The 11,520-nt window shown below is 41.8% G+C and carries 7 protein-coding genes; 4 read left to right on the top strand and 3 right to left on the bottom strand.

Going from position 1 to position 11,520, the window contains the following annotated elements; genetic code table 11:
• The coding region (locus D9T21_RS03445) for an ATP-binding response regulator (protein WP_206427224.1) at positions 1-573 on the top strand (573 nt) is incomplete at its 5' end.
• 95 nt (positions 574-668) lie between these two features.
• On the opposite strand, the gene D9T21_RS03440 is transcribed toward D9T21_RS03445, so the two are convergent.
• The 3 genes from D9T21_RS03440 to D9T21_RS03430 all read right to left on the bottom strand — a co-directional run bounded on the left by D9T21_RS03440 (position 669) and on the right by D9T21_RS03430 (position 6,206).
• Positions 669-2,657, bottom strand: a complete 1,989-nt coding sequence (locus D9T21_RS03440; RefSeq protein WP_123323735.1) for an ATP-binding protein — start codon at positions 2,655-2,657, stop codon at positions 669-671.
• A gap of 389 nt (positions 2,658-3,046) precedes the next feature.
• Positions 3,047-4,003, bottom strand: coding sequence for a GGDEF domain-containing response regulator (locus D9T21_RS03435; protein ID WP_164464568.1), 957 nt, complete (start codon positions 4,001-4,003; stop codon positions 3,047-3,049).
• Positions 4,004-4,025: 22 nt separating this feature from the next.
• The gene (locus D9T21_RS03430; RefSeq protein WP_123323733.1) at positions 4,026-6,206 is read right to left on the bottom strand and encodes an EAL domain-containing protein; all 2,181 of its coding nucleotides are present in this window, start codon (positions 6,204-6,206) and stop codon (positions 4,026-4,028) included.
• Between the two features lie 105 nt (positions 6,207-6,311).
• Between D9T21_RS03430 and D9T21_RS03425 the strand changes: the two genes are divergently transcribed.
• The 3 genes from D9T21_RS03425 (at position 6,312) to D9T21_RS03415 (ending at position 11,422) form a co-directional block, all read left to right on the top strand.
• The gene (locus D9T21_RS03425; protein WP_123323732.1) at positions 6,312-9,767 is read left to right on the top strand and encodes an ATP-binding protein; all 3,456 of its coding nucleotides are present in this window, start codon (positions 6,312-6,314) and stop codon (positions 9,765-9,767) included.
• Between the two features lie 124 nt (positions 9,768-9,891).
• The gene (locus D9T21_RS03420) at positions 9,892-10,785 is read left to right on the top strand and encodes a diguanylate cyclase domain-containing protein (RefSeq protein WP_277423848.1); all 894 of its coding nucleotides are present in this window, start codon (positions 9,892-9,894) and stop codon (positions 10,783-10,785) included.
• Between the two features lie 166 nt (positions 10,786-10,951).
• Entirely contained in the window at positions 10,952-11,422 is a 471-nt protein-coding gene (locus D9T21_RS03415) for an STAS domain-containing protein (RefSeq protein WP_164464566.1), read from the top strand.
• The last annotated feature ends 98 nt before the right edge of the window (positions 11,423-11,520 follow it).

Here is an 11,520-nt window from a genome sequence, read left to right as displayed (position 1 = left end):
GGGACTATTTTACGGGGTAGCTCCGCCGGGAAAAGACGGTCTAAATTGATCGCTTACATTGTAAATGAGCTCATTTCGCTAATGCGTGGATCTTTAAAAGTTGATAGTGAACCAGGTATTGGTACAACCATTACCGTTGAATTACCGCTAGTAAAGCTTGCAATTACAGGTCAATCTCATCGACAAGAAGTCAAACTAGACGTTCCCCTTTTTACCGGTAAAACAATATTAGTCGCGGAAGATAATGACATTAATAGAATGGTAGTGGAGGAACTGCTGAAACCAACCAACGCAATATTGGTATTAGTAACAGATGGTGCGCAGGTCTTAGATTTTTGTCGCGACTCCTATGCTGATATTGTGTTAACAGATATAAATATGCCCGTCATGGGTGGAGAAGAATCATTAAAAAAATTAAGGGCTTCTGGCTTCAGAAAACCAGTAGTTGCGCTTACTGCCAATGCCGCAACACAACAAGTGGAACAGTACCTCTCACTAGGATTCGATGATGTGTTGTCCAAGCCTGTCTACGCGGAGTCATTATACCGAACGCTGCGCAAACACCTGATTTAAATGACTCTCCAGTTCAATGAATGAGATTGCCTTTCGCAAACCATTCTAGAGCTAAACTAAAAATAGTGTTGTTACAGGTAATTGTGCATAACAAATTATTCCTTTTGATTAACCGCTGACAACCCTGTACAAAATTCAATAACGTCGATTATCTTTTCGATAGTTAAAGGTTTTAAAATGACCTTATCCATTCCAGCTTCTTCACACCGAGCCTGGTTATCCTGAGTAACATCAGCTGTCATCGCAATTATAATAACGTTGTCGTTATTGGTTTCCCTTATCTTTTGAGTTGCTTCAAACCCATCCATTACCGGCATGTGGCAATCCATAAAAATAATATCGTAGTGACTTCGTTTTAAAGCAGATAGCGCTTCTTCACCATTAACCGCATGGTCTGACTTTAAACCAAGCTCATTCAAAAACACCTCTGCAACAAGTCGATTAGTGTCTACGTCATCTACCAGGAGAACGTTAAATCTAGCATTGATTTCGCTAAATGATTTTTGTTCAGGCTCGGCCGGTTGTTCTGATGGCTCAACTGCCTTTAAAGATACCTCAAAGAAAAACTCACTTCCTTTGCCAAACTCACTCTTTACAGCGCAATGACCGTTCATTTTTTCGCAAAGCTGTTTGACGATAGAGAGCCCAAGCCCCCTGCCCGGCGTAATGAGGTTATTAAAACTGTTTGTTTGAGAAAACGGTAAGAAAAGTTCAGGAATGTCCTTTTCAGAAATGCCAATGCCAGTATCAATAACACTACCTTGCAATATAACAACGCTGTCATTACGATGAGTAGTCACACGTAAACTTACTTTGCCTGAATGGGTAAACTTTAAAGCATTATCGAGTAAATTAGTCAGAATTTGGCGCAAACGAACTTCATCACCTTTTACACTATCCTCACTTATATTAAATGAATGAGATAATCGTATTCCTTTTTCATTAAAAGGTTGTTGGTAATGAAGCATTACGCCAGATAGTAAGGATGACACCAGAAACTTCGTTGAATATAACCTAAACTCTTCGTGATTGACCTGGTTAAAATCGGTAATGTCGTTTATCAGGCGAATCAACGTGCGAGCATTCGCTTTAGCGATGGATAGCTTCTCTTTGGCACTTCCCTCCGGTACCCCGGCGTCAATGGTGTGGAGCATTCCATTTACGGCGTTAACCGGTGTACGTAACTCATGACTAATTCGCGATAAAAGCCGATTTCTGGAATTTAGCAATAGTTCCAGCTCATTACGCTGTTTTTCAACATCCAGCTTTGCTCGTTTCCGCTCATCAATATCCTGAAATGCGCCGAACAGTCTCACGCACTGACCATTTACCATTTCTGCCGTACCCAGTGCGGCAACCCATTTTTCATCACCATGGTATGTCAGGATCCTAACTTCCAGGTCCCAGGACTCTCCATGATAAATACCATTAAAAACCCCGTTGGAAATTTTCTCTCTGTCCTCTCCATCTTTATAAAACTCAATTGCCGTGTTTAAATCCGGTTCGAAATCAGCGGGCACTTCATGAATAGCTCTGGTTTGCGGGCTCCAGTAAATTGTATTTTCGACTAAGTCCACTTCCCACCACCCAATAGTGGCCAGTCTCTCCATAGAACGCATGGAATCGGACTTTTTCTGAGACACACGCTTGGTTTCGCTCAAAGCAACTTGCGTTGCTAAAAGCTGTGTCACAACTTCAATTTGATGTTGAATGTTCTTAGTGAGCATTTCATCAGGAAGTAAATTTCTATTTAAAAAATATAACGCTCCATGAAACCCACAAGCAGCAGAGATAGGAGAGCATAAATAGTTGATGGTCTTGTTCTTGAACTGTGTTTGGCTGACGAAAAGCTCCACTAACGGAAGTGGAAGCGTTGTAATTAACTCCTGGACGCTTTCATCATCGCCAAAACCCTCCTCTCCCACACTGGCTAAAAGCGTTAATAGTTTGCCGTCATCTCGACCTAAAATCAGACAATCAACCGAAAAGTAGTTAGCCAATACTTTAAGCATTTGTTCAGAAATACCATCTGGTTCATTTGCGTGGTAGGAAAACAGTGCCGAGATGGCTTTAGTTAAACTCATCTATGTTCCATACTTTTGATAATCCACTGAAACTACGCGCCTTGTTGTGAGCATATTGATGAACAATGTAACGTACTGGTTATACAATTGTTGACTATGTTTGGAAAAACGCAAGGTACTTATCAAACGTGGGAGCAAAATAACAGGAGGTAATTTTTCTCGCACTGAAGCTGATGGTCATATTAAAGGATATAAGCTTGATTTAGAAAATAACTCCCAGCTGATGTTAATTATTTCAATCTAAAACCACTGATTTATAACTAAGTGGTGTCATTCAGTTCAGATGTTCCCGCTTTTTGTTACTATCTGACACTTCAGGCCAATTACCAAAAAAACGCTCTTCCAATGAAATGACACACTCTTTCTTAGCTTAGCCTATCCCTTAATAGCTAAAGACGATGACCAACGCCTTGGTTTTTACCCGCCATCTTGGCTTCAAACAGGGCAAGATCGGCTTCGTTAACCAATCCAGCTAATGACGTTTGATAGTCAGGCTTTGACACTACAAAACCAAGGCTAATGGTGATTACACCACTACCACAGTTTGAGTTTTCAATGTTCAGGCTCTCCACTTTTTCACACATCGCTTTTGCCAACTGACCCACCCCTTCTCTATCGGTATTGGGCAAAAATACTGCGAACTCCTCACCCCCGTACCTTAGTATTTTATCTTGTGGCCGTCGTAATGTGTTTTTTAGCGCCGATGCCACTTGAGCCAGGCAATTGTCGCCTTCCAGGTGACCATAGGTGTCATTAAAAGATTTAAAATTATCAATATCAATCATCATAACGCCAAAGTTAACCTGCTCTCTAACACAATGCTTAAAAATAGCTGGAATCTCGGCATTCATGTAATAACGATTGTATAACCCGGTGAGTGGATCTCTGAAGGTTTGTTCAGTAAGCAGATCTAAATGAAGCTTGCTCAATACGATATTTTTTACCCGATGCTGTAAGGTTGATGCCACTACTGGTTTAACTATAAAGTCAGAGGCTCCAGCTTCCCAACATCTATCCTGGTCTTCGGGTTTACCTGAACCGGTAATGAAGATCACGGGTATATTGGCAGTAAATTTGTTCGCTTTGAGCTCCCGGCAAACTGTAATACCGTCTTTACCTGGCATATTTAGATCAAGCAAAACCACATCTGGTTTTGACTCCAGGCAAAACTCCACCATATTCAAACTATTATCACTGCACTCAGTAATAATAATGTCTTGCAAGATAGCAGCCAATACCAACTGACTGGACTTATCATCATCGACTATCACTGCCTTGCACTCTGTCAGGGCTTTGGTTTGAAACTGAGGCTCTTTGAATGTCGTATACTCGCCTAGTAAATTCATAGTATCTCTGAGTCTGTGGAATTCATAGAATAATGGGCTTCCAGGCATTTGTCAGTTCATCGACAGGCAATGGTTTACTAAAATAATAACCTTGCGCTTCGGTACAGCCCATCTCTTTTAATATATTCAGTTGCGCTTCATTCTCAACCCCTTCACACACAACATTTAAATTCAGTGAGTCTGCGAGATGTTTAATGGCCTTAAACAAATTCCTGGCTTGTTCTTCAAGTGCGATGTCATTGATAAAGGAACGGTCAACCTTGAGCACATTAAAATTAAAGCTACGAAGGTAGGATAAACTGGAATAACCCGTACCAAAATCGTCCAGGGCGATACTGATACCAATCTTTTGCAAAGATGTAATGGCTTGCTTGGCGGCGTTGATATTTTCAACCAAAGCTGATTCCGTTATCTCAAGCTCAAGATACTTAGCAGGTAAATCGCACTTTAACAGCGTATCAGCAACGGTTTTAGTAAAGCCAAACTTATTGAACTGCGCGGCCCCTATATTTACTGCAACCTTGGTTGGCCGCCCTTCGTCCAGCCACATTTTCGCTTGTCGGCAACTTTTTTCAAGGACTTGTTTGCCCAACTGAATAATAAGATCAGATTCTTCCGCAACGGGAATAAACACTATGGGTGGGAGTAACTGCCCGGTCTGATTGAACATTCTCACCAACGCTTCCATACCTGTTAACTCGCCATTAATGAGGCTATATTTGGGTTGAAAATATACCTCTAAGGCATCTTCTTTTATTCGTTGGTGCAACAACTTTTCAATACTTAATCGCTCTTCCAACTCGTGAGAAAGTGAATTGGAATAAAACGCGATATTGTTCTTCCCCTCGCTTTTTACTTTATACATGGCAGTGTCAGCATGACGCATCAGCTCTTCCGGCGTATTTGCATCTTTTGGGTAAATCGATATGCCCATGCTGACAGACAAGCGATGTTCTTCGCCATTAAGCACAAAGGGTTCATTTATGGCATCCAGTATTTGAGACGAAACACGATTGATACAATTCATACTTTTACAATCGCTTATCATTACCACAAATTCGTCACCACCAATGCGTGAAACCGTATCCCTGGAGTCAACAACACCATCAAGACGCCTCGCCACATGTTGGATGATATTATCCCCGAGGTGATGCCCTACCGCATCATTAATGTATTTGAAATTATCCAGGTCAATTAGCAGTGTTGCGACCATGTGGCCTGTACTTTCTGCCAACGTTATAGACTGTAGCATACGGTCGTGGAGTAATACGCGGTTCGGAAGCCCGGTTAGCTGGTCATGATTGGTAAGGTGTGTCATCTGAATAGCCATGGCAATGGCATCAGTAACATCCTGAAATACAATCACACCACCACTCAAGTGCCCTGCCATATCCACTATCGGGCTCGCTGTATCTTCAACCCGATAGCGTTCTCCATCCTTTGCAACCAGTTCTGCATTAAGTGCCATTGCAACAGTGCGTCTCTGCCTGAGCGCTACTTTAAGTGGGTTCTCCATTTTCTTACCACTGCTGGCATCCTGTAAGTTCATTACCGTGTCTATCGACTCCCCTTGCGCTTGTTTATCCGTCCAACCAGTTAAGCGCTGTCCAACAGGGTTAATATAGGTAATTTTTGCATCTTTATCGGTGGCGATTACGGCATCGCCGATACAATGCAAAATTGTGTTCAGGTGGGTCTTTTCCCGGTGCATGGCTGAATAGGCCTGATGAAGAGAGCGAGCTTGCTGTTTTATAGTAATCTGGCTTTTTACGCGTAAACGGCATACTTCCATATGAATGGGCTTTGATATGAAATCTACCGCGCCAATTTCTAATGCCTGCGCTTCCGACTGCACGTCTTTATGTGAAGTAATAAAAATAAAACTAGTGTTAACCAACGTTGGGATGGCCTGCAGAGCTTTACAAAGGGTAAATCCATCCATATCCGGCATTTCGATATCCAGAAGAATAACATCGGGCGAGTGTTTTTCAGCGAGTTTAAGCGCCTCGAATGGAGATGTGGTTTTGATGACAGAGTAATAATCTTTTAGCGCATTTTCCACAATCAACAAGTCGGCTTCCTGGTCATCCACGGCAAGAACCACGCCTTTTTGAAAATCTAGCTTCATCAACAATCCTTCGTACACAATAATACAAATAATGACTTCTCCATAAATCTTAGTAGACTTTTGGATTTCAGTCATTTTTTATTGCTATTCTTATAGTTATCGTCTATTCATTATAGCAATATTGATATTTTTTTCGTGCTAATCGACACACCATCCATTTCGCCACATGGGAAAATCTTAATGGATTCAAGGTTCTCTTTTTCTTTGTATGCAGCAGTCACCACAATCGTGTCATTGCTTATTGGTTTCACTGGTAACCAACAGATTGTTACGAGTTATAACGAAAATTTACTGACTGATTTGCAAATCAACCTGAAAGAAGCGGAAGTACATCTAAGTAATGAATTCGCTAGCTACAGAGAAGACATCGGCTTTTTGTACACCACGCCACCAATAAGTGGTCTTACACGCTCAAGTGTAACAGGCGTGGATCCGCTGGACGGTACTACAACGGCCTTATGGAAATCGCAACTTGAAAAAATTTTTATGGGCTTTATGCAGCACAATCGAGCCTACTTCCAATTACGCATTCTGGATAATCAGGGGCAAGAACTCATTCGGGTGGAACGGTTGGACAACCTGATTACGGCTCGCGCCAGCAACGACCTTCAGGATAAAAGTGACCGCTATTATTTTACTGAAACGTCGAAGCTTTCCGAAGAGCAGTTATTCGTCTCCATCATCGACCTGAACCGTGAAAATGGAAAGCTCTCATTTCCATACCGTCCCACACTCCGACTTGCCCGGCCAATATATGGAGAAGATAACGCCTTTTTTGGTATCTTAATTGCCAATATCGATGTCAGTTACCTAATAGCAGAGCTGGACCTTCTCGTCACTAACAAATATGACTTGCTCCTAACTGATGTTGAGGGCTTTTTTATTAAACACCCTGATAGTAAGTTGCGTTATAGCCGCGATTTGGCTCCTTCACTTGAGTTTTCCAGTTATTACAAGGTCACACCTACCTCTCTTTCAAACCTCTTGCACTACTCGACGACAGACCAGCTTTATTGGGGAATTGATGATGAGCTAACTGTTTCTGGTTACTCTCAGGGGAGTGAATTACACCCTTATATTCTGTTTCCAGACGACATTTATCAGGATGAATTAAATAATATCAGGCTTCAGTTTTTCCTGGCTCTCACTGGCATTTGGGCAGCCGCACTATTCGGACTTTTCTTTTTGAGTAACAACAATAAGCGGCTATCAAACCTTCTAAAAGTGGCAGAAGAAGCGCAATCAGCAGTTAATGTGGCAGACGATGCTATCATCACGGTAAATGAGTATGGCAACATTAATACTGTCAATAATGCATTTGAAAACATATTTTTAGTTCACCGTAATGAGTGCTTAGGCGAGTCTGTGTCTGATGTGTTTTCTCGGTTTGGGTGCGAAGTATTCAAAAACAGCTTTGAAACCGGCAAAGTTAATGCATTACAAAATTTCGAGTGGCAACTGGTGCGTCAAGGTGTTCCTGGTAAATGGTTAAAGACAAAAATTCAGCCAGTCGAAAACTCAAAATCGGAAGCCGCCTTTGCGATCGTTACCTGTGATATCACTGCGGAAAAACAGGCTACTTCAGAAATTGAAAAGAATAACCAACAATTAGAAGCGACGGTAAATGAAAGAACGTTAGAGCTTAAATCTGCAATGGATAAAGCTCTTGAAGTCAGCGTTCTGAAGTCAAATTTTATTTCCACTATCAGCCATGAAATGCGTACCCCGTTAAATGGGATTGTCGGCGCAGTGAGCCTGTTGAAAAATCAACCACTAAACGCTCAGCAGATCGAGCTTACACAAATGGCTGAAAACAGCGTTGATGCGCTGCGTCGCTTAATCAACGACGTTTTAGATCTATCAAAAATCGAGGCTGGAAAACTGGAATTACAGCATCGTCATTTTAATGCCGAAGCATTAATAGAAAGCATTGCCAGTACTATGTCAGTTGTGGCCCATGAAAAGTCACTGGACTTTTATATTGATACTGTTGATCTCGAATTATCAATGATAAATAGCGATCCACATCGTCTCACCCAGGTGCTAACCAACCTACTCAACAATGCTATTAAATTTACCGATGGCGGTTTTATTTTGCTTAAAGCCTGGAGTGCTGTAGCTAATGGCAACGCTTGTCTTCATATAGATATAACAGACACAGGCACCGGGATTGCAGCGCAAAACCTGGACAAATTATTTAAACCTTTTTCTCAGGCTGATGAAGGCATTTCGGCCAAATATGGTGGAACCGGCCTGGGGCTTTCCATCTGTAAGCAAATTCTCGATTTACTTGGCGGCATGATCACTGTGGAGTCAACCGAGGGTAAAGGTTCAACGTTCCACGTTGAGTTACCGGTAGATCTTTGGGAAGAAAAATCCCTGGAAGGTAAAGAGCGGTTGAGCGGCCAGACTATGGGTATTTTAGTCAACAAAAGCCCTTTAAACTCACTAGTTGAGCGGTTAGTGAATAGCCATGGTGGCGATTCACTTATTATGAGTAATTACCAGAACGAAGATGAGTGGGCGCAGTTATCAATGCTCGTGGTTAATCAGTCGCGAGAAGACTTCAATAAAATAAAAGCTATGTTCAAATCGGTAGTCTCGAAACTTGGCCGAGGCATTAAATTCATCGTAATTTCCGCTATGCCCATAAACAAGGATGATTTACCGGAAGGCTCAGTTAACCTAATTGAGCCTCTCTACCGCTCTTCGTTTTTATCCTCTTTATTGGACAGTCGGCAAAAGACCTGGAGCAGCCCCTTAGACTCAGAAACTTATGTTGAGCGACGAAGTACCGACATCCATTCATCTGATAAAACTGAGCCGCCCCGCTTACTCAACTGCAGGGCACTCGTTGTTGATGATAATGAAATCAACACCCAGGTGGCTCGCTTCATATTAGAACCCCACAACGTGAAGGTTGCCGTGGTCGAAAATGGCAAAAAAGCGATTAAACATTTGGCAAACTCTAAAGAAACCTACAACGTTGTCCTGATGGATTGCAACATGCCCGTTATGAACGGTTACGATGCAACGCGGGCAATTCGGGCCGGCCGTGCCGGTGAACACTATAAAGACATACCCATTATCGCCATGACAGCGAATGCTATGAAAGGTGAAAATGAGAAATGTAGGGCTGCAGGCATGGATGACTACATTACGAAACCCGTTGAGCCCTCTTTGCTTATAAGAAAACTTTCTCAACATATTGATACAGCAGTTTCAACCACGGATGAACCAAAACCGGCTAAGGCTGATGATGTTGTTATGGATGAAAATGAGTCTGCTACTGTGCCACTCTGGAAAAAAGACGATGCGTTAATACGGTTAGGTGGTAGAGAGCCTCTGCTGGCACAATTGTTATCATTATTTGTAAAAGGCGCTGAACAAAAGTTTGAAGCTATACAAGATGCTCTTTCAGCTCAGGATAGGGAGAAGCTTCGTTTTTCAGCTCATGCCCTTAAAGGCAATTCAGGGGATGTTGGTGCAGAGGCGCTGCATAAAACGCTGGCTGAGCTAGAACAGCAGGCACCTGATGCTCCATTTGATACTCTGAAGTTACTCGTTGAATCTGCCCAAACACTGTTAAATGAGACGCTACAGATATTTGATGATTATCTTCGTTCGCAAGGATAAGAAAGCACTTAGGCCTGTAGATAGGGATTAATTATCAAAATACTGCTTTAAACTATGAGAGCAGACCAACCAGACGCTTTAAATGTATTAACATCGATAAATACAGTGGAGTTGGTCGTTGTCAGTGCATCTAATTAAACACCCCCTAATCTTAGTTATAGATAACAAGCAATCGTCCCGGCAGTTATTGTTAGGCGTACTTGAAGAGCTTGGTGAGTGTGCTTCAGTTATCAACACCGACGATGCATTGCGGTTCCTGGGGAATAACTCAGTGGATCTGATTGTAGTGACTATTTCCCCTTCGGATCTCACCGGCATTGATTTTTGCAAATCGATTAAACAAGAGTACCGATTTTCAAATATCCCGGTTATTTTCGTAGCCCCCCTCCTTGGGCCTGACACAGAGCATGCTTGTTGGATGGCGGGAGGAAGCGATATTATAACAAATCCAACTGCAATAGATTCATTACGGATACGAATTGAGAGACTCCTCCAACAACAACTCTCAATGCAGCATGTTCGAAAAAACAGCTTCTATGATTCTGTTTCAGGGTTATTCACCGAAGAATATTTTGCGCAAGAGGTAGATGAGTTATACCAATTTGTCTCATCTACTGGCATACCGTTTTCTCTGGTCGTTATTGAAGTCTCTGGCATCGCACTGGTTCAAGCATTAAGCGGTTTTATAAAAGGAAACCGGGTTGTACAGGAGTTAGCGTCAATACTTTTAAGTATTGTGATAAAACCACTTAACAAGTGCATGTGTATCAAAGGATCGGTTTTTATTATCTCGTTGCCTGGCGTTAACAAAGAAGCAGCAAAACTCTACAAACTTCGCGCCGAGAAAGCATTGGCCTCCCACATGTTCAGCTCTGAATCATCACTCCCGCTGTCATTACAATTTAAATTTGGTATAGCCTGCTCAGAGGGCCGGACTTATAAAAATGTTCATGAGGTTCTTGAAGATTATCTACAGCACGGTTCGCAGCAAAAGGCTTGGCAGTATCTAAAACGATAAATCACCAAAGCTGCATTATTAATCGGATACTCAAACTACGCCACTGACTCTCTAGCTATTCATACTTTAGGATAAATCTGCTTTTTTCCTCACAGAAAAATTTGTCTGAAAATTGTTCTTCAACTATCAACTATATATGGGTGATTTTGAGAACTATGAAATTACTATGGCATTAACCATGATGCAGTCTGGTAAAAAGGATATGAATATGACTGATGAAGTAACAACCGAAATAATCACATCATCTTCGTGCCACGTGTTGAGCAAGAATGCCGGGGATTGTTACTTTATTGCTAAGCAGGTGGATGAAGATGTTGTACTTTGCAACAAATGTTTAATTGGTCAATTAATCGGAGGCAATACACTCCTGCTTCCGCCTGTTTTGGTAGGTAAAAATGCGCAACAGGTATTTTCTGCGCTGGGGTGTTTAAACTTCAATTCATATCAAAATAGTTTGTTTTATGTTGACTTCTCTCGGGTGGAGCGAGTCGACTCAGGCGGCATAGGCGCGCTCATACTGCTGCGAAAAAAAATCGTCCCCCGAAAAATAGAAATATGTCTTACCAACATTAAATCAGACATTTACAGAACTTTTTCGATGTGTAATTTTAATAAAATTTTTATGTTAAAAAGGTAGCTAACATAGCGGGTGATCCCGCTAGGTTTTTATCATTCACAATATCTTAAGATGCCTGTTTATTCATCTCCACATTGTCGGATCAATTTCAACTACTT

Source organism: Marisediminitalea oceani (genome assembly GCF_003731635.1).
Classification (GTDB): Bacteria; Pseudomonadota; Gammaproteobacteria; order Enterobacterales; family Alteromonadaceae; genus Alteromonas; species Alteromonas oceani.
This window is presented reverse-complemented; position numbering and strand designations above follow the sequence as displayed.